Genomic DNA, 18,485 nt, shown 5'->3' on the forward strand with positions numbered 1-18,485 from the left:
GGTGCAAGCGTGTCCGTTGTAGTGCCCGGGGCGCGTCATACGGACGCGGGGAGGACGACCCCAGGTGAGGATGGGACCTCTGTGGTCCATGTCACCCCTGGCGTTCCGCCGGTTGTGTGGCGTGCCCTGAATGTCTTGGACCGCCGGGCCCGTCTGATTCTCTGTGGCCTACCGGTCGTCCCGTGGCATGTCCTGCTCACCCAGCGGGAGGTGCGCATGTTATTGCGCGATGCGGACGTGATCGACCTGCAGTGGGCAGAGCACGTATCGCTCGCCAGAGCTATCCGCCGCGCGGCGCCCGAGGCCGTCATCGTGGGCACCTTCCACGACGTGTTGAGCCAGTTGTACCGCCGCCGAGCCGAGCGTCGCCATGGACTTGCTCGATGGCTCAACTTTGCGTCAGCGTGGACGTCCGACGTCCGAGACCGCCGTGCGATCGCCGCGCTGGACGTGGTAGTAGCGCTCAACGACAAGGACGCGGCCTTGCTCCGCTCACTCGGAGCTCGTGATGTGGTCACGCTCGACCCGCCGCTGGCGTCCAACTTAACCCCGAGATCGCCTGACGTTCTACCTTCACCGATTGTCTCCATGGTCGCCTACTTCGCCCGTGAGGTGAACGTGGAAGCTGCGTTCTGGCTGGCCGACGAGGTCTGGCCAGCGGTCTTGGCCGCTGTGCCGGATGCCAGCCTCCGCTTTGTCGGCGCAGACCCGAGCAATGCGTTGGAGGAGCTCCGCGCACGCGCGGGAATGGAGGTGGTCGGGTTCGTAGACGACCTCCACGCGGTGTATGAAGATAGCGCCGTCGTAGCGGTGCCGCTCCTCCTGGGGTCGGGCGTCAAATTCAAGACCGTGGAGGGGATCGTGGCCGGTGTGCCCACGGTGTCGACGACCGTTGGCGCCGAGGGCATTCGCTCCGAACTCCTAGCGGCGATCGCAGACGAACCGGCGGATTTCGCCAACGCTATCGTCGAGGTGCTGGAGGACCTCCCAACCGCCCAGGCTGCTGCCCTCGACAGGGCGGCGCGGGCGAGAGCGCGCTACTCGGCGGGCCGGTTTCGGGAACGGATCGCGGTGATCTACGGCGTGCCAGCCCGAGGTCGCATGTGTTAGCGGTCCGGCCCCCGTTGGACCCGTGCGGGCGTATGGTCTTGCTCCGAAGCCCGTCGGTAGCAGGTGAGATACGTTAGGGCATGTTGACGACCGGCGTGTGAAATTGGCCGCGATGGGCACCGGTTCCGGCGTGCCCACCACGCGGGGTTGTTCGTTAGTCGCGAGCCAGCAAGAACGTACGCTTGGCAGCGGGCCAGCCAAGGGGAGGGGTGCTTGTGCGCGTCGCGTTCGTGTCGCCGTGGGACCTCGACGACCCCCGCGGCTGGTCGGGCATGGTGCCGCCGATGTGGACCGCTCTGGCGCAGGTTTCGGACGCGGTGCCTGTGCGGGTGGGCGATCTCCGCTTTAGCGTCGTTGACCGTGCCGCTACCCGGGCCTTGCACGGCAGACGGGGGAAGAAATACCTCCACACCCACGGGCTTGCCTCGAGCCTCGCTTGGGGGCAAGAGGTGTCCCGCCGCGTCCGTGCGGCCCGTGCCGATGTCGTCGTGGGAGTCGCAGCATCCCAGCAGCTCGCCTTCGTCGACCCGTCGATCCCGGTCGTTCACGTCGGGGACACAACGTTCGACCTCATGGCGGATTATTACCCGATGTTCACCGGCCTCCATCGCGTGAGCCGGCTTCAGGGGCAGGCTCTCGCACGCCGCACTGCACGTTCCGGCCGGGGGTTCGTGATGGCATCGGAGTGGGCGAGGGCGTCGTTGGTGAAGGACTATGGCGTGCCGGCCAGGAGGACGGCGGTGGCGCCCTTCGGGCCGTCTGCCTCTACCGTGCCCAGCCCCGGTGAGTCGGGGGAGGGACGCCTGCGGGTTCTGCTCGTGGCGAGCGATTGGGAGCGTAAGGGTGGGGACCTTGCCGTCCACGCGTGGCAGCGGGCGATGGCTGCGGGTCATCCCGTCGACCTGACGGTGGTTGGTTCCGCGCCGGACCTGCCCCGCGGGGTCCATGCTGTCGGCCGCGTCGAGCACTCAAGGATGGCGCGCCTCTACCACGAGCACGACCTGCTGCTCGAACTGGCGCGAGCCAATTGCGCCGGTGTGTCGATGACGGACGCGGCGCACGCAGGGTTGCCCGTCGTCGCCACCCGTACCGGGGGGTGGAGGACATCGTCGTCGACGGCGTCACCGGCTCCCTCGTCCCGGACATCGAGCACGGTGCGGAGGCCGTCGTCTCAGCCGCGGTCGAGAAGATCGCGTCTGTGGTCGCCGACCGCGAGCGGTTACGGGCGATGCGGGCGGCAGCGCTGAACCACGCGGTGGAATCGTTGTCCTGGGATCGTTGGGCCCGTGCTGTCGCGACCAAGTGCGAGACCGTGGCTGGGGAGCCCGGGTCGTAGATGATGCCGATCGTCGGGGATCCTCGGCAGGAGAAGTGCGGCGGTGGACCGAGGTGTTCGGGACCTTCAGGCGTCCGGGCCGACGGCGGTGATCCAGAAACGGGCCGAGGTCATGCACTACAGCGCCTACCGCGGTCCCACCACCGCAACCGGCCGCGCGGTGCTCGCCGCGCGCACCCGTGCGGGATCGGTCCAACGCCATCTCCTCGGGCGTACCTCCTAGCGCGCCGGGGACGCGCACGCCCGATCTACGTCATGCACGTGGTGCTACGTTCGCCGGGTGCCCACGACGACCCTGACCGAGGCCGGTTTCGACGGGCGGTTCATCGGTACCGGGACCGGGCTGTCCCGCTACTCCTCCGAGCTCCTTGGTGCGCTGCTGGCGCAGGACGAGTCGCGGGTGCGCTGGACGGTCATCGTGCGGGACCGGAACGCCTGCCCAGAGGTGCCTGCGCCGCACCGGGTCGTCGTCGCGGACGTGGCGCACTACTCGCTCGCCGAGCAGGTCCGCCTGCCGCGCCTCGTCAAGCGCCTGGGCCTCGATGTCTTCCTCGCGCCGCACTTCAACGTGCCGATGCTCATGCCCGTACCGACCGTCGTCACCGTCCACGACCTCATCCTCCACCGCCACCCCGGTGACGCCTCCCTCCCCAAGCGGCTCGCCTACCGGGCCGTCATCGGTCGCGCCGTCCGCGCCGCCGCCGCGGTCGTCGCGGTGAGCCGGTGGACCGGGGACGACCTCGCCCGCGAGTACGGGGCCTCGGTCGCTGCGAAGACCAAGGTCATCGGGGAGGGGGTCGCCCCCCACCTCCACCCACGCGGCGCCGACGAGGTGTCGGCGGTCCGTGCCCGGTTCGACGTTCCTGCCGACTACGTCCTCTACGTCGGCAACGCCAAGCCCCACAAGAACGTCCCGGCGCTGATCGAGGCGTGGCGCCGCTCCGGCACCGACGCCGCGCTCGTCCTCGTCGGCTGCGGCGAGCTGACTGCCGATGACCTGCCCGATGGCGTGCACCGCGTCAGCGGGCTCAGCGACGACGAGCTCGCGGCGCTCTACAGCGGCGCCCAGGCGCTGGTGACGATGTCCCTCGAGGAGGGGTTCTGCCTGCCTGTCGCCGAGGCCCTCGCCTGCGGGTGCCCGGTCATCGCGACGGATCTCGCGGCGATCCCCGAGACGAGCGCGGGTCACGCGACGCTGCTCCCTCCGGACGTCGACCGCTTCGCCGCAGCGATCGCCGCCCCGCCCGCCCGGACGGGTCCGGTGCGGGTAGGCGACTGGGCCGAGACGGCCCGAGCCGTGGAGCACCTCGTTCTCGCCACGGCGGGGAGTCGCCCGTCGTAAGGTGGACGACGATGTCCAGTTCCGGCACGGGTCGCGTCAGCGCCGTCATTCCCCACTTCGGCGATCCCGCCCCGACGTTGGCGCTCGTGGACGCACTGCGCGCCCAGGAGGGCAGCCCCGACGTCGAGATCGTCGTCTCCGACGACGCATCCCCGGAGCCGTTCCCGCCGACCGACGGGGTGACGGTCGTCCGGCGGGAGAGCAACGGCGGGGTCGGGGCGGACGGCAACACCCGCGCGGCCGCCGCGACCGGGGACCTTCTCCTCGTCCTCAACTCCGACCTCCAGATCGGTCCCACCTTCGTCGCCGACCTCGTCGCCGCGGCCGCGCGGTGGCAGCCCTGCGTGGCCGGCCCGGCGACCGTCCGCCCCGACGGCCGACCCGAGTACACCGGGCGGCACTTCCCGCGCGTCCGCCACCAGACGATCGAGTGGCTCGTCCCGCTCGCCCGGTGGCGCCACCTGCGGCTGCTGCACGAGGCCGTCGGGCACGACACCCGTGCGTTGCCGGGTGACACTCTGCCCGTCGATTGGCTCGTCGGCGCCGCGCTCCTCATCCCCGCCACGCACTTCCGGGCCGTCGGCGGATTCGACGAGCGGTTCTTCATGAATGCCGAGGAGGTCGATCTCCAACGCCGGTTGCGTGCGCGGGGCGTCCCGAGCATTCACTGTGGGAACGTCCAGGTGGTTCACGAGGGCGGCGGGTCCTCCGGCGACGGCGACCGCCGCCGCGCCTGGCTCGTCGAGGGTCGGGTTCGCTACGCCCGGAAGTGGGGAGGCTGGCGGCGCCAGCGCGCAGCGTTGACGGTTGCCACGGGCGTCAACCTCGTGTGGAACACCGGACGGCACCTCCTGGGACGCGACAGCCGTCCGCTGACGACGGCCAGGGCCGAGCTCGAGCTGCTGAGGAGGAAGGGATGACCCTCGCCCGTCGTCTCACGGAAGCACCGCCCTCGCTGCGCTGGCACGTCGGCGCGCTGCGCAGCCGGGCCCTGTACTCCCGGTCGTTCGGCTCGTTCGGTCGCGGCAGCGTCATCGTCTCGCCACGCATCCTTCGCGGGGTCGAGCGCATCCACGTCGGGAGCGGGTGCGCCATCTACCCCGGTGCCTGGCTCCAGTCCGAGCCGGGCGGGGGGCCGATCGAGATCGGTGACGACGCGTACATCGGCCACGACTTCCACGCTCATGCGGGGGACCCCATTCGGATCGGCCGGCACGTCGGCATCGCCGACGGGGTCTTCATCGGGTCGGTGATTGCTGGCTTCATCACAGGCGGCGCGCCCGAGGGCGCCGGGCCGATCACCATCGGTACGAATGTCTTTCTCGGGCAGCGAGCCATCGTCATGGGGGGCGTGACCATCGGGGATGGCGCCAAGGTGGCAGCTGGCGCGGTCGTGACCAAGGACGTCCCTGCGGGAGCCGTGGCCGCCGGGGTGCCCGCCCGCATCATCTCCGGGGGCGTCCGGTGAAGGTCCTCATCACCGGTGGAGCCGGCTTCATCGGGCAGCACCTGGCCCGGCGCCTGCGCGATGAGCACGAGCTCGTCGCGCTCGACGTGCTCCACCCGCAGGTCCACCTCCACCCCGAGGCGAGCCGGGCGGCCTTCCCGGGCGAGGTCGTCATCGGCGACGTCGCCGACCCGCACGCCTGGGACCGGGTCCCGCGGTGCGACGCGATCGTGCACCTGGCTGCCGAGACCGGCACCGCCCAGTCGATGTACGAGCAGGAGCGGTACGTCCGGGTCAACGTCGACGGCACCCGCCTGGCCGGGGAGCGGGCCGCGGGCTGGGGCGTCCCCGTCGTCGCCGCCAGCTCCCGCGCCGTCTACGGCGAGGGCCGGCACCGCACGACCGACGGCGTGATCGGCTTCGGCGCCCGGCCGGCCGGGTCCACCCCCGAGGACTCCACCGAGGACGATCCCCACCACCCGGTGTCCGTCTACGGCCAGACGAAGTCGGACGGGGAGCGCGCGCTCGCCGAGGCCGCCGCGACCGTCCCCGTCTCGATCGTCCGGCCCCAGAACGTCATCGGGCCCGGCCAGGCGCTGCACAACCCGTACACCGGCGTCCTCGCCGCCTTCCTCGCCCGCCTGCGCGAGGGCAAGGGCCTGCTCGTCTACGGGGACGGCACGCAGACCCGGGACTTCGTCCACGTCCACGACCTCGCCGCGCTGCTCCACTGGATGCTCGAGCACCCCCCGACCCCGGGCGACCCGCGGATCCTCAACTGCGGCACCGGGGTCCGGACCGACCTCAACGCGCTCGCGCGCTACGCGATCGAGGGCTCCCCGCGTGACGACGTCGAGGTCGAGCACGTCGACGTCACCCGCGCCGGGGACATCGTCGACGCGTGCGCCGACCTCGGCCGGGTGCGGGCGTGCGGCGCACCGCTGCCGAAGGTGTCGAGCCGGGACGCCGTCGCCGGGTTCATCCAGTGGTCCTGGGACAAGCCGGGCGCCGACTCCCAGGCGTGGGACGCCGCGCTCGGCGAGCTCGAGGCCAGGGGTCTCACCTCGTGACGGGATCCCGCGTCCTGCTCGTCTCGCCCGCGTTCCACGGGTACTGGCGAGCGATCGAGACGGCCCTCGCCGCGCGGGGGCACGTCGTGTCGACCCACCGCTACGACGAGCGGTCGACGACGGCCAAGATCCGCCACAAGGTGTTCACCGAGCTGCCCAGCCGCCTGCGCCGCGACGCCCGGGAGAGCGCCGGGGCCGATCTCACCCCCGGTGCGGTCGAGGCGGTGCGCGCCCACCGTCCCGACGTCGTCGTCACCGTCAAGGGCGACCTCCTGGGGCCGGCGTACTGGGATGCGGTCACCGCGTCCGGTGCGGCCCGGGTGACGTGGCTGTACGACGAGCTGCGCCGGCTGCGCTACGACGACGACGTCCTGCCCGCCATCGGGCCCGTGTGCAGCTACAGCTCACACGACGTGGCGACCCTCACCGACCGCGGGGTCGACGCGACCCACCTGCCGCTCGCGCACGACACCCGCTGCGCGTTCACCCCTCGACGCTCCGACGAGATCGCGTTCGTCGGTGCCCGGTACCCCAACCGCGAGGCGCTGCTCGTCGCGCTGCACCGGGCCCAGGTCTCCGTCCGGGCACACGGGAGGGACTGGTCGGCGCACCCCGCCGATCGCGCCCGCACGTGGCGCGCCTCCGGGGCCCGGGTCCCCGCCGGGCGGGACCTCGACCGCGGCGAGGCGTACGGCGTCATGGCCGGCGCGCGCGCGGCGCTCAACGTCCACGGCGACCAGGACGGCTTCACGATGCGGACGTTCGAGGCCTCCGGCGTCGGGGCCCTCCAGCTCGTCGACCGAGCCGACGTCCACCACTACCTCGACCCGGACCGCGAGGTCCTCGTCTTCGACGGCGCCGACGAGCTCGTCGACCTGGCCCGCCGGGCCGGACGCGACCGGTCGTGGGCCGACGGCATCCGTGAGGCCGGCCGGGCCCGCGTCCTCGCCCAGCACACCTTCGACCACCGGGTCGCCCACCTGGAGGACCGATGGGCCTGATCCACCCCACGAACCTCGACGACTGGCGCGCCTGGCAGCGGGGGACCGACCCGATCGCCCGCCTGCGCGCCGTCCGCAGCGGGGGCCCGAGCGAGGCGCCGCCCACGCGCGCCACCCTCGTCGCCGCCGTCGACCGTCCCCGTCACCTCGTCGTCGTCGAGTCCGCGAACCCCAGCTCGCGGGCGGCTCTGCTCGCCGTCCTCGACCACCTGCCCGATGCCGGGCTGCTCGTGCCCACCTCGCTCGACCCGGCACTGCTCGGTGCGGCGGGCACGTCGACCGAGGTCGACCTGGGCGGCGGGTCGCCGCGGCTGGCGGAGGTGGATACGGTGTCCGCCGCGGGCCACTACACCGGCCTCGGCGGGGCGGCCTACGACTGGTCCCGTCGGCGTGGGGCACGGTTCGTCACCGTCCAGCACGGGCTGCTCACCCCGTACGCCCCGCCGCTCGCGCCCGGCACGACGCTGCTCGCGTGGTCGGCCGCCGACGCGGACTTCTGGCGATCCGGGCGGGACGACGTGACGACGCACGTCGTCGGTTCCCAGCTGCTCCGGGAGGCCGCGGCGCGGCCCGCGGAGGTTCACCCGGACGACCGCCCCGTCTTCCTCGGCCAGCTCCACGGCGCCGAGCTGTCCCGGTGGGGGATGGCCCGCACCGCCGGCGGCTTCTGCCGCGCCACGCACGCGATCTACCGCCCCCACCCCTCCGAGCGGGACCGCCTCTCCCGCTGGCAGCACGCCCTGTGGCGACGGCGGGGGATCACCGTCGAGGACCCGGGCACGCCGCTGACGAGCATCGACCGCCCCGTCGTCGGGATGTTCTCCACCGGTGTGCTCGAGGCCGCCGCCCGCGGCATCCCGAGCTGGGTCACCCACGTCGCACCCCCGGCCTGGCTTAAGGAGTTCTGGGAGCGGTACGGCCTCTCCCGGTGGGGCGACGACCCGACCCCGGCGCCCTCGCTCCCGCCGGTCGAACCCGCCGCGGCCATCGCCGCCCACCTCGTCGGAGGCGCACCGTGACGTCGACGACCACGCCCGCGGAAGCCGCCCACGACGGCCGCGTCCTCGTCCTCGTCCCCGCCCGCGGGGGCAGCAAGGGCATCCCCCGCAAGAACCTCCTGCCCGTCGCCGGGCGCCCCCTCATCGAGTGGACGATCCGTCAGGCGCTCGCGATGACCGCGGTCGGCGACGGCCGGGCCGACGTCGTCGTCTCCACCGACGACGAGGAGATCGCGCGCACCGCCCGGCACGCCGGTGCCCAGGTGCCCTTCCTCCGCCCGGCCGAGCTCGCGCAGGACACGACGGCGACCGAGCCCGTCGTCCTCCACGCGATCGACGAGATGACGGCGCTCGGGCGCGCGCCGGAGACCGTCATGCTCCTCCAGGCGACCTCCCCGATCCGGCAGGACGGCACGCTCGACCGGGCGCTGACGGAGTTCGAGACCTCCGGCGCCGACTCGATGGTCGGGGTCGTCCCGCAGGCACCCTTCCTGTGGTGGGCGAGCGACCCGCCGCGCGCCGACTACGACGTCACCGCCCGGCCCCGGCGCCAGGACCTCACCCGTGAGCAGCTGCGCTTCCGGGAGACCGGATCCCTCTACGTCACCCGCACCCGGGTCTACCGGGACCTGGGCAACCGGCTCGGCGGGCGCACCGCGCTCTTCGAGATGGACGAGGTGGAGGGTGTCGACATCGACACCGACATCGACCTGCGGATCACCGACGCCTTCCTGCTCGCGCAGGAACGGCGTCACTTCGAGACCACCGAACGCGCGAAGGACGAGGCATGACGGACCAGACCACCCCGGTGACGGGGACCACGGTGCGGATCGGCGAGCGGACGATCGGACCCGGCCAGCCGGCCTTCCTCATCGCCGAGATCGGGATCAACCACAACGGTTCGCTCGAGCTCGCCAAGCGCCTCGTCGACCTGTCCGCCGACGCGGGGGCGGACTGCGTGAAGTTCCAGATGCGGGACATGAAGGCGCTCTACCGGCAGGGCGACGGGTCGAGCGCGGGGGAGGACCTCGGCCCGCAGTACACCCTCGACCTCCTCTCGAAGTTCTCCCTCACCAACGACGAGCTCTTCGAGGCCTTCGACCACGCGCGGGCCCGCGGCGTCGAGGTCATGTGCACCCCGTGGGACCGCCCGTCGGTCGACGCGCTCGTCGGCTACGGCCTGCCGGCGCTGAAGATCGCCTCGGCCGACCTGACGAACCACGATCTCGTCTCCTACGCCGCGGCCACCGGCGTGCCGCTCATCCTCTCCACGGGGATGTCGAGCGAGGAGGAGATCGTCGAGACCGCACGGCTCGTGCGCGAGAGCGGCACGCCGTTCGTCATGCTCCACTGCCAGTCGACGTACCCGGCGCCGTTCAAGGACGTCAACCTCCGGTACATGGCGCGGATCGGCGAGCTCGCCGGGTGCCCGGTCGGGTACTCCGGGCACGAGCGCGGGTTCCACGTCCCGCTCGCGGCCGTCGCGCTCGGGGCGAGCGTGATCGAGAAGCACGTCACCGTCGACCGCGGGATGGAGGGCAACGACCACAAGGTGAGCCTCCTGCCCGACGAGCTCGCCGCGATGGTCCGGCAGACCCGCGAGCTCGAGCAGGCGATGGGCTCGGCCGCGCCGCGGGCGGTGTCCACCGGCGAGATGATGAACCGGGCGAACCTGGCCAAGTCGCTTGTCGCGACACGGTGGATCGAGGCCGGCGAGGTCGTCCGGCCGGAGGACGTGGACGTGAAGAGCCCCGGCCGCGGTCTGCAGCCGAACGCGCTGTCCCGCTTGATCGGCCGAACGATGAGGCGCCCCATCGCCGTCGGCGACTTCTTCTACGCCACGGACCTCTCCGACGCGGTGCCCCGTGGCCGAGACTTCGACTTCCGCCGACCGTGGGGGCTGCCGGTTCGATATCACGACCTCGACACCCTCGTCGCGGACTGCACCCCCGATTTCGTCGAGTTCCACCTCTCGTTCCGGGACATGGAGATCGACCCCGCCGAGATGCTCTCGGACCGGCTGCCCTTCACCTTCACGTGCCACACCCCGGACCTGTACGCCGGCGACTTCATCATCGATCTGGCCAGCGATGATGCCGAGGTCAGGCATCGGTCGGTGCGTGAGGTGCAACGGGTCATCGACCTGACCCGACGGCTCACGATGTGGTTCGAGGTGCCCGCGCCCCCGGTCGTCGTCGCCACCCTCGGAGGGTTCACGGGGGACGTGCACCTGGACCCCTCGCGCCGCGGGGAGCGGTACGACCGGGTGGCCGAGGGACTGGCGCAGCTCGACAACCAGGACGTACGCCTGACCGCCCAGACCCTCCCGCCGTTCCCCTGGCTGATGGGTGGGCAGCAGTTCCACAACCTCTTCATGGACCCGGCCGACACCGCGCTGTTCTGCGAGCGGACCGGGACCCGCCTCACCTTGGACGTCTCGCACACCAAGCTCGCCACCAACCACCTCGGCACCTCCTTCGAGGAGGCGGTAGCGGTGCTCGCTCCCTTCACCGACCACCTCCACCTCGCCGACGCGTCGGGGGTCGATGGGGAGGGCCCACAGATCGGGGACGGGGACATCGACTGGCCACGTCTGGCGCAGCAGCTCGACGAGCTCGCCCCGGGTGTCGGCTTCATCCCCGAGATCTGGCAGGGCCACGTCAACCGCGGTGAGGGCTTCTGGACCGCGCTCGAGCGCCTCGAGGCGTGGTTCTGACGATGGTCGTGCCCACCCGTCGCACCGCGCTGTGGGTCGTGCCGGTCGCCGACCTCGCCGGGGTCGCACGTCACGTCCTCGACGTCGTGCGGGTGGGTCTGCCTGGGTGGTCGCTCGTCGTCCTGTGTCCGCCGGGGCCGCTCGCCGACCGGCTCGTCGCGCAGGGGGCGGCGGTCGTCGCCGATCCCGGCTTCGGCGTCGACGCCGGCCCGACCTCGTCCGTGCGGGTGCTGCGATCGACGATCCGGGCGCTCCGACCGGAGGTGACCCACAGCCACCTCGCGTTCGCCGACGTCGTCCTCGCCGCCGCGCCGGGCGACACCCTGCGGGTGAGCACCGAGCACGGCATCGCCGGCGACCGGCTGCTCTACCAGTCGGGGGCGGCACGGGCCCGGCTCAAGGCGGCGATGCACGCTGCACGTATCCGGCGGTTCGACCGGCTCCTCGCGGTCTCCCACGCGACGGCCGACGCCATGCGGGCCGCCTGGCACGTCACCGCACCGATCACGGTCATCCCCAACGGGGTCGACCCGGTGGGACGCCCGCAGCCGGCGCCGGACGCGGACGGCGGGGTGCACGTCGTCTCGATCTCGCGCCTCGCACCGGAGAAGCGGATCCCCCAGCTGCTCGAGGCCTTCGCCCTCGTCCGGCAGCGCGAGCCCCTGGCCCGCCTCACGCTCGCCGGGACCGGGCCGCTCGAGCGCGAGCTGCGCGCGACCGTCGACCGACTGGGGCTGCAGGACGCCGTGACGATGCCCGGTTTCGTCGACGCGGCGGACCTGCTCGGCCGGGCGGACGTCCTCGTCCAGCTGTCGGCGTGGGAGAACTGCAGCTACTCGCTGCTCGACGCCGTCGCCCGCGGGGTCGGCGTCGTCGCCTCTCCGGTGGGAGGCAATCCCGAGCTGCTGCCGCCCCGGTGCCTGGCCGACCCCGCCGACCACGATGCGGTCGCCGCTGCGATCCTCGCGCAGGCCGAGCCGGGGCCGACACGACCGTCACTGCCCGCCACCGTTCCGACGGTCGCGGCGATGGCCGCTCGGATCGCCGAGGTGTACGAGAGTCTCTGAGCGCGCGGCGCGGGGTTCGGCCTCAGCCGACCGTCGTCCGCCGCCGGACGCTCTTGGCGCCCTTCGCCTCGCGGCGCGACTTCCGCCCGGGCGGCGCGGTCTCCGGCGCGCGGTACTCGTACGTCTTCCCGTACCCGCCCTGGCCGTACCCGTAGCCGTACATGACCGCCCCGAGCCCCTTCTTCGGCGCGCGGTTCATGACGACGCCGAACAGCCGACCCCCGACCTGGTCGAGGATCTTCCGGCACAGCTCGAGCTGCTCCTTGCGGGTCTGACCGGTGTGGATGACGAGGATCGCGCCGTCGGCCTGGGCCGTGAGGAGACCGCCGTCGGTCACCGGCAGCAGGGGCGGGGCGTCGAGGACGACGAACGCGTCCCGGCCGAGCTCCTCCAGGAGGCGACGCATCCGCTGGGAGCCGACGAGCTCGCTCGGGTTCGGGGGGATGCGTCCGCTGGCGATGGCGCGCAGGCCGGGCTGGTCGGTCTCCTGGAGGGCGACCTCGAGCGGGACGTGCCCGGCGAGCAGCTCGGTGAGGCCGACGCTCGGGTCGAGGCCGAGGACGTTCGCGATCTGGGGCCGGCGGAGGTCACCGTCGACGAGCACCGTCGGCTGGCCGGCCTTCGCCAGGACCCGGGCGAGGTTCGCCGCGATCGTCGACTTGCCCTCGCCCTGGTTCGCGCTCGTGACGACGAGGCTCTTCGGCTGGTTGTCGACGTCGACGAACCGGAGGTTGGTCCGCAGGGTGCGCATGGCCTCGGCTGCCTGCCCGAGGTCGTCGACGCCGTCCTTCGACCGATTGGCGAGATCGTCGCTCTCTGCGATGACGGCGAGCACGCTCGCCCCGGCCAGCTCCTCGGCGTCCTCGGCGTGGCGGAGGCGGACGTCGATCTGCTTGCGCAGGAGGCCCCACAGGTACCCCAGGAGGATCCCCGCGAGCAGACCGATGCCGAGGTTGACCGGCCAGTTCGGCGACGACGGCCGCCCGGGCGCGACGGCGTCGTGGAGCGGGCGCATCCGGGCGACGTTCCGCTCGACCGCCCGCCGGTCGTAGTTCGCCTCGAGGAGTGCGGCCTGGGTGGCGAGCGCGTCCGAGGCGGCGTTCGCGAGCTCCTGGGCGTCGGTCGGGGTCGGCGACGTCGCCTCGATGACGATGATGTTGCCGGCCTTGCTGGGGACCGCGCTGAACGATCCGCGCGGGGTCCGACCGTCCTTGGTGTCCTTCGCGAGCTGCTCGGCCACGAGCGACGATCCGGCGAGTGTCCGGAACGTCGCGGCCTTCGTCTCCGCCAGGGCCGTGCTCGACATCGCCTCCGGGACGCTGTCGTTCGACCCGGCGACGACGATCGATGACGACCGGGCGGTGTACTGCACCGGCCTCGTCGCCGTGTAGAGCGCGGCGAGGGCCAGGCACAGCAGCGAGGAGACGATGATCGGGCGTGCGCTGGCCCGGGTCAGGCGGAGGAAGTCGAGGACGGTCACGCGGCCTACCTGGTCAGGAATCGGGGGATCAGGGTGAGGGTACAGACCGTTCCGGTTCGGGGTGGGGACTTTCCGCGTGACGGCAGGACGCCGACCGCGGCGGCGTCTACGCTGCTGCCACCATGCCGTTCGATCCCTCCGCATCGCCGGACCCGCCGCTGCGGGTCCTCTTCGTGTGCACGGCGAACATCTGCCGGTCGGCCTTCGCCCACGTCGTCGCGCGGTCGTGGGCACGGTCGCGCAGCTGGCCCCTGGAGGTGGCGAGCGCCGGCACCCACGGCTGGTCCGCGGCGCCGATGGACGAGGCGATGGCGGCGGAGGCGGCCTCCCGGGGGTTCGACCCCGCCCCGTTCCGCAGCCGACCGGTGACCCACGACCTCGTCCGCGCCACGGACCTCGTGGTGACGATGACGACGGAGCACCGTGACTGGCTCCTGCAGGACTGGCCGGGGCTCGTGAGCAAGGTCGTCACCCTCGGCCAGGTCGACCGGGCGTGCGAGGCCACCCCGGGGTTCGTCGTCGGGCGGGAGCTCGTCGGCGCGATCCGGCAGGCCGGGGGACGCCCCGACCCCGGTGACGACGTCGTCGACCCGTACCGCCGCGGGGCGGAGGCGGCCCGCCGCTGCGCGGACGACCTCGTCGACCGTCTGGAGCGCACGGTCCCGCGGATCGCCGGGGTCACGGGGTGACCGCGCCCGCGGCCCTCACCGCATGGGACCTGCCGACGGCCAGCGCCACCGAGACGGCGCGCCGGGAGCGGTCGACAGTCATCCCCGTGTTCCTCCTCGCGGTGCTCCTCCCGCTCGACCGCCTGTCGGCCGGCGGGTTCCCGCTCTCGGAGTTCGCCGCCGGGGGGATCTGCGCGTGGGCGCTGACCCGCCGTACGACGATGCCGGTGCGGTCCTCGGCGTGGCTCGTCCCCGTCATCGCGCTCCTGCCGCTCGTGCTCGCCGTGAGCGGGCTGGTCAACGACGTCACCGCCGTCCGCCGGATGCTCCACGTCCTGCTGTGGTGCGGGTTCGTGTGCCTCATCGCCGTCGGCAAGGTGCACCTGCTCTCGCTCGCCCGGGGCCTGGGTGTCGGTCTCCTCATCGGGCTGCTGTCGTGGTTCGCGGGCGTCGACGCGGGCTACGGGGACCGCCTCACGGGCTGGATGGCCGACCCCAACGCCGCCGGGATGTTCTTCGTCGGCTTCGGCGCGATCGCCGTCGCCTTCCACCGGTCGTGGTGGGCGCGCCTCGGCCTGGTCGCCCTGATCGTCGCCGGGACGAACCTCACGCAGTCGCGCACGTCGCTGTTCGCCCTGGGGATGATCGCCGTCGTCGTCCTCGCCACCCGCCTCCTGCCGCGGACGCCTGCCCTGGCCGGTTCGGCCGTCCTCGCGTGGGTCGTCCAAGGACGGTCCGAGGAGTTCCGCACCGAGGGCCAGTTCGCCGACCGGGAGGGCAGCGACATCCTCCGCGCGCGGATCTACGAGATCGAGCGGGAGGACATCGCGCTGTCGCCGTGGATCGGCAACGGGCCGGGCACGGCGCGCGTCGACCTCGACGGCGACACGTTCTTCTACCACTCGAGCTACCTCGCGATCCGCGCCGAGGGCGGATGGCTGGCGTACGCCGTGATGATCGGGTTCGTCGCGCTGGCCGTCGTCCTTCTCCGGCGGGCGCCCAAGGGGCACACCCGCTCGTGGGTCGAGGCAGCGGTCGCCGCCGTCCTCGTCTGCGCGCTCAACCTCGGCGAGGTGCTCCTCGCCTTCCCCATGGCCGTCGCGCTCGGCGCAGCCTTCCACCTCGCCCTGCACCCGGCCGCGGCGACCGATGCCCGCCCCACCGGAACCTCGCCACGACCGACCCCCACGGAGACCTCATGACCGACCGTCGCGCCCTCATCACCGGGATCACCGGTCAGGACGGGCTGTACCTGTCCGAGCTGCTCCTATCGAAGGGGTACGAGGTCCACGGCCTCATCCGCGGGCAGAACAACCCCAAGGAGCAGCTGGTCCGCGAGGTCGTCCCCGAGGTCCAGCTGCACACCGGTGACCTCACCGACCTCTCCAGCCTGCTGCGCGCGATGCGCAACGCCGACCCGACCGAGGTCTACAACCTCGGGGCGGTCTCCTTCGTCGCGTACTCGTGGGACAACGCCTTCGTCACGACCGACGTCACGGGAAATGGCGTCCTCAACGTGCTCGAGGCCGTCCGGCTGCACGCGGGCGACGACCCGAGCCGCATCCGCTTCTACCAGGCGAGCAGCTCGGAGATGTTCGGCAAGGTGCAGGACGTCCCGCAGAAGGAGACCACCCTGCTGTGGCCGCGCTCGCCGTACGGCGTGAGCAAGGTTTTCGGCCACTACATGACGATCAACTACCGCGAGTCCTACGGCATGCACGCGAGCAGCGGCATCCTCTTCAACCACGAGTCCCCCCGGCGCGGCCCCGAGTTCGTCACCCGCAAGGTCTCGCGCGCCGTCGCCCGGATCAGCCTCGGCCTGCAGGACACCATCTCGATGGGCAACCTCGACGCCCGCCGCGACTGGGGCTTCGCCGGCGACTACGTCGAGGCGATGTGGCGGATGCTCCAGCAGGACGAGGCCGACGACTACGTCATCGCGACCGGCCAGACCCACTCCATCCGTGACCTGCTCGACGCCGCCTTCGGGCACGTGGGGATCACCGACTGGCAGGACCGGGTCGTCCAGGACCCGCGCTTCATGCGGCCGGCCGAGGTCGACCTCCTCATCGGCGACGCGTCGAAGGCCAAGGAGAAGCTGGGCTGGGAGCCGACCGTCGGCTTCGAGGAGCTCGTCGCGATGATGGTCGAGCACGACCTCGAGGTGGAGCGGGGCCGGGCATGAGCCCCCGTCGGGCGTTCATCACGGGGATCACCGGGCAGGACGGCGGGTACCTCGCCGAACGGCTGCTCGCCGACGGCTGGGAGGTCCACGGGCTCGTCCGACCCGACGACGACGCCCACTCGACGTTCGAGGGGGCGGCCGAGGTCGCGCTCCACCGGCAGGACATCCTCGACCACGACGCGGTCGACGCGATCGTCGCCGACGTCGCGCCCGAGCACCTGTACAACCTCGCGGGGATGTCCTCGGTCGCGCTCGCGTGGGAGCGGCCCCGGGGGGCGGCGCGGATCAACGCCGTCGGTGCCGTCGGACTCATGGAGGCGGCCTGGCGGGTGCAGGAGCGGACCGGGACACCCGTGCGCTTCGTCCAGGCGTCCTCGGCCGAGATCTTCGGACAGCCGGACACCGCGCCCCAGGACGAGTCGACCCCGCTGCGCCCGGTCAACCCCTACGGCGCCGCGAAGGCCTATGCCCACCTGTGCGCCGGGGTCTACCGCGCGCGGGGCCTGCACGCCTCGAGCCTCGTGCTCTACAACCACGAGTCGCCGCGGCGGCCGGAGAGCTTCGTCACCCGGAAGATCACCGCGGCCGTCGCGCGGATCGCCCAGGGGTCGGACGAGGTCCTCGCGCTGGGCAACCTCGACGCCCGCCGGGACTGGGGCTGGGCGCCGGACTACGTCGACGCGATGGTCCGGGCGGCCGAGCACGAGGCCGCCGACGACTACGTCATCGGGACCGGCCGCTCGCACTCGGTGCGCGAGCTCGTCGCCGCCGCGTTCGCCCGTGTGGGGATCGAGGACTGGGACGGGCGGGTGCGCATCGACCCGCGGTTCGTCCGCCCCGTCGACGCGACCGAGCTCGTCGCCGACGCGACCCGGGCGCGCACCCGGCTCGGCTGGGCCCCGACCATGGGGTTCGTGGAGATCGTCGCCCGGATGGTCGAGGCCGACCTGCGATGAGCCGGCCCCCGGTCGCGATCGCCCACGACTACCTCACCCAGCGTGGTGGGGCCGAGCGGGTCGTCCTGGCGATCGCGCGCGCGTTCCCCGGCGCTCCCGTCCACACCTCGGTCCACGAGCCGGACGGGACCTACCCCGAGTTCGCCGAGCTCGACGTCGTCACGACCCCGCTGCAGCGGGTGGGCCCGCTGCGGCGCGACCCCCGGCGGGCGCTGCCGGTGCTCGCGCCGGTCGTCTCGCGCCACCGGATCGAGGCCGACCTCGTCGTCGCGAGCAGCAGCGGGTGGGCGCACGGGTTCGACACCGACGGCGCGGTGCTCGTCTACTGCCACGCCCCCGCGCGGTGGCTCTACCAGTCCGAGAACTATCTCGGCGGGCCCCGCTGGCGCTCCCCGAAGGGCATCGCGCTCGCGGCGCTCGACCCGTGGCTGCGCCGCTGGGACGCCGCGGCCGCGGCCCGTGCCGACCGGTACCTCGCGAACTCCCGGGTCGTCCGCGACCGGATCCGTGCGGCGTACGGCATCGACGCCGAGGTGCTGCCCCCGCCGTTCGGGGTCGACGCCGACGGGCCGCTCACGCCCGTGCCGGAGCTCTCCGGCTGGGCGGAGGAGGGGTACCTGCTCGTCGTGTCGCGCCTGCTGCCGTACAAGAACGTGGACGCGGCGATCGAGGCCGTCCGGGGCGCCGACCACCGGCTCGTCGTCGTCGGCGACGGACCGCTGCGGGAGGAGCTGGCCGCCACCGCCCCGCCGAACGTCCGGCTCGTGCGTGACCTCACCGACGCCCAGCTGCGCTGGGTGTACGCCCACGCCCGTCGCCTGCTCGCCCCCAGCCTCGAGGACTTTCGGTCTCACCCCGCTCGAGGCAGCGGCAGCCGGCGTCCCGACCGTCGCCCTGCGGGGTGGCGGGTACCTCGACACGGTGCTGGAGGGCACGACCGGGGTCTTCGTCGACGAGGTGACCCCGCGGGCGATCGCCGCCGGGATCGACACGGCCGAGCAGATCCCCTGGGATGCCCCCACGATCCGGGCTCACGCCGCCGGCTTCGGGGAGGAGCGCTTCGCCGAGCGGCTGAGGCAGATCGCCGCCGACCTCGGCTGATTTCTGGT

At 72.6% G+C, this 18,485-nt stretch carries 17 protein-coding genes and 2 pseudogenes; 18 read left to right on the forward strand and 1 reads right to left on the reverse strand.

The window, feature by feature from the left end; all coding sequences use genetic code 11:
• Positions 1 to 237 precede the first annotated feature (237 nt).
• The 12 genes and pseudogenes from DAA34_RS05965 (at position 238) to DAA34_RS06015 (ending at position 12,087) form a co-directional block, all read left to right on the forward strand.
• Positions 238 to 1,110 (forward strand): glycosyltransferase family 4 protein, encoded by an 873-nt coding sequence (locus tag DAA34_RS05965; protein WP_158707639.1) that lies wholly within the window; start codon positions 238 to 240, stop codon positions 1,108 to 1,110.
• A 674-nt stretch (positions 1,111 to 1,784) separates the two neighbouring features.
• Positions 1,785 to 2,153, forward strand: a pseudogene (locus DAA34_RS12730) (hypothetical protein); the annotation flags it as partial.
• A gap of 53 nt (positions 2,154 to 2,206) precedes the next feature.
• The gene (locus DAA34_RS12450) at positions 2,207 to 2,446 is read left to right on the forward strand and encodes a hypothetical protein (RefSeq protein ID WP_234354134.1); all 240 of its coding nucleotides are present in this window, start codon (positions 2,207 to 2,209) and stop codon (positions 2,444 to 2,446) included.
• 280 nt (positions 2,447 to 2,726) lie between these two features.
• Entirely contained in the window at positions 2,727 to 3,788 is a 1,062-nt protein-coding gene (locus DAA34_RS05975; RefSeq protein ID WP_106818034.1) for a glycosyltransferase family 4 protein, read from the forward strand.
• Positions 3,789 to 3,799: 11 nt separating this feature from the next.
• A complete protein-coding gene (locus DAA34_RS05980) occupies positions 3,800 to 4,708 on the forward strand; it encodes a glycosyltransferase family 2 protein (protein ID WP_106818035.1) in 909 nt (302 codons plus the stop codon).
• Complete coding sequence (locus tag DAA34_RS12455; RefSeq protein WP_106818036.1) at positions 4,705 to 5,256, forward strand: acyltransferase; 552 nt, start codon at positions 4,705 to 4,707, stop codon at positions 5,254 to 5,256. The genes DAA34_RS05980 and DAA34_RS12455 overlap by 4 nt, the downstream gene beginning before the upstream one ends.
• Positions 5,253 to 6,305, forward strand: a complete 1,053-nt coding sequence (locus DAA34_RS05990) for an NAD-dependent epimerase/dehydratase family protein (protein ID WP_106818037.1) — start codon at positions 5,253 to 5,255, stop codon at positions 6,303 to 6,305. Before DAA34_RS12455 ends, DAA34_RS05990 begins: the two co-directional genes overlap by 4 nt.
• Positions 6,302 to 7,306, forward strand: coding sequence for a CgeB family protein (locus tag DAA34_RS05995; RefSeq protein ID WP_106818038.1), 1,005 nt, complete (start codon positions 6,302 to 6,304; stop codon positions 7,304 to 7,306). The genes DAA34_RS05990 and DAA34_RS05995 overlap by 4 nt, the downstream gene beginning before the upstream one ends.
• The gene (locus tag DAA34_RS06000; protein ID WP_106818039.1) at positions 7,297 to 8,325 is read left to right on the forward strand and encodes a hypothetical protein; all 1,029 of its coding nucleotides are present in this window, start codon (positions 7,297 to 7,299) and stop codon (positions 8,323 to 8,325) included. Before DAA34_RS05995 ends, DAA34_RS06000 begins: the two co-directional genes overlap by 10 nt.
• Positions 8,322 to 9,095 carry an acylneuraminate cytidylyltransferase family protein gene (locus DAA34_RS06005; protein WP_106818040.1) on the forward strand — a complete coding sequence of 258 codons (774 nt, stop codon included), beginning with the start codon at positions 8,322 to 8,324 and terminating at the stop codon, positions 9,093 to 9,095. The genes DAA34_RS06000 and DAA34_RS06005 overlap by 4 nt, the downstream gene beginning before the upstream one ends.
• Complete coding sequence (locus DAA34_RS06010) at positions 9,092 to 11,020, forward strand: N-acetylneuraminate synthase family protein (RefSeq protein WP_106818041.1); 1,929 nt, start codon at positions 9,092 to 9,094, stop codon at positions 11,018 to 11,020. Before DAA34_RS06005 ends, DAA34_RS06010 begins: the two co-directional genes overlap by 4 nt.
• 2 nt (positions 11,021 to 11,022) lie before the next feature.
• A complete protein-coding gene (locus DAA34_RS06015; RefSeq protein ID WP_106818042.1) occupies positions 11,023 to 12,087 on the forward strand; it encodes a glycosyltransferase family 4 protein in 1,065 nt (354 codons plus the stop codon).
• 22 nt (positions 12,088 to 12,109) lie between these two features.
• On the opposite strand, the gene DAA34_RS06020 is transcribed toward DAA34_RS06015, so the two are convergent.
• Positions 12,110 to 13,567 carry a polysaccharide biosynthesis tyrosine autokinase gene (locus DAA34_RS06020; RefSeq protein WP_158707640.1) on the reverse strand — a complete coding sequence of 486 codons (1,458 nt, stop codon included), beginning with the start codon at positions 13,565 to 13,567 and terminating at the stop codon, positions 12,110 to 12,112.
• 122 nt (positions 13,568 to 13,689) lie between these two features.
• On the opposite strand from DAA34_RS06020, the gene DAA34_RS06025 reads away from it, so the two are divergent.
• The 6 genes and pseudogenes from DAA34_RS06025 to DAA34_RS12670 all read left to right on the forward strand — a co-directional run bounded on the left by DAA34_RS06025 (position 13,690) and on the right by DAA34_RS12670 (position 18,477).
• Positions 13,690 to 14,256 (forward strand): arsenate reductase/protein-tyrosine-phosphatase family protein, encoded by a 567-nt coding sequence (locus DAA34_RS06025; RefSeq protein ID WP_106819869.1) that lies wholly within the window; start codon positions 13,690 to 13,692, stop codon positions 14,254 to 14,256.
• On the forward strand, positions 14,253 to 15,437 hold the full coding sequence (locus DAA34_RS06030) for an O-antigen ligase family protein (RefSeq protein WP_106818044.1): 1,185 nt from the start codon (positions 14,253 to 14,255) through the stop codon (positions 15,435 to 15,437). Before DAA34_RS06025 ends, DAA34_RS06030 begins: the two co-directional genes overlap by 4 nt.
• Positions 15,434 to 16,420, forward strand: coding sequence for a GDP-mannose 4,6-dehydratase (gmd, locus tag DAA34_RS06035; RefSeq protein ID WP_106818045.1), 987 nt, complete (start codon positions 15,434 to 15,436; stop codon positions 16,418 to 16,420). Before DAA34_RS06030 ends, gmd begins: the two co-directional genes overlap by 4 nt.
• Positions 16,417 to 17,376: a GDP-mannose 4,6-dehydratase gene (locus tag DAA34_RS06040; protein ID WP_106818046.1), complete on the forward strand. Its 960-nt coding sequence runs from the start codon at positions 16,417 to 16,419 to the stop codon at positions 17,374 to 17,376. The genes gmd and DAA34_RS06040 overlap by 4 nt, the downstream gene beginning before the upstream one ends.
• Positions 17,373 to 17,861: pseudogene (locus DAA34_RS12665) on the forward strand (glycosyltransferase); the annotation flags it as partial. The gene DAA34_RS06040 and the pseudogene DAA34_RS12665, both read left to right, overlap by 4 nt.
• Positions 17,862 to 18,144: 283 nt before the next feature.
• Positions 18,145 to 18,477 carry a glycosyltransferase gene (locus DAA34_RS12670; protein WP_325027837.1) on the forward strand — a complete coding sequence of 111 codons (333 nt, stop codon included), beginning with the start codon at positions 18,145 to 18,147 and terminating at the stop codon, positions 18,475 to 18,477.
• Positions 18,478 to 18,485 lie beyond the last annotated feature (8 nt).

This window comes from Janibacter massiliensis (genome assembly GCF_900289115.1).
Taxonomy (GTDB): Bacteria; Actinomycetota; Actinomycetes; order Actinomycetales; family Dermatophilaceae; genus Janibacter_A; species Janibacter_A massiliensis.

Bases quoted from the DNA above. Each gene is read 5' to 3' on its own strand.
- DAA34_RS05980 (WP_106818035.1), top strand. From the start codon at position 3,800: ATGTCCAGTTCCGGCACGGGTCGCGTCAGCGCCGTCATTCCCCACTTC.
- DAA34_RS12455 (WP_106818036.1), top strand. From the start codon at position 4,705: ATGACCCTCGCCCGTCGTCTCACGGAAGCACCGCCCTCGCTGCGCTGG.
- DAA34_RS06000 (WP_106818039.1), top strand. From the start codon at position 7,297: ATGGGCCTGATCCACCCCACGAACCTCGACGACTGGCGCGCCTGGCAG.
- DAA34_RS06010 (WP_106818041.1), top strand. From the start codon at position 9,092: ATGACGGACCAGACCACCCCGGTGACGGGGACCACGGTGCGGATCGGC.
- DAA34_RS06015 (WP_106818042.1), top strand. From the start codon at position 11,023: ATGGTCGTGCCCACCCGTCGCACCGCGCTGTGGGTCGTGCCGGTCGCC.
- DAA34_RS06025 (WP_106819869.1), top strand. From the start codon at position 13,690: ATGCCGTTCGATCCCTCCGCATCGCCGGACCCGCCGCTGCGGGTCCTC.
- gmd (WP_106818045.1), top strand. From the start codon at position 15,434: ATGACCGACCGTCGCGCCCTCATCACCGGGATCACCGGTCAGGACGGG.
- DAA34_RS06040 (WP_106818046.1), top strand. From the start codon at position 16,417: ATGAGCCCCCGTCGGGCGTTCATCACGGGGATCACCGGGCAGGACGGC.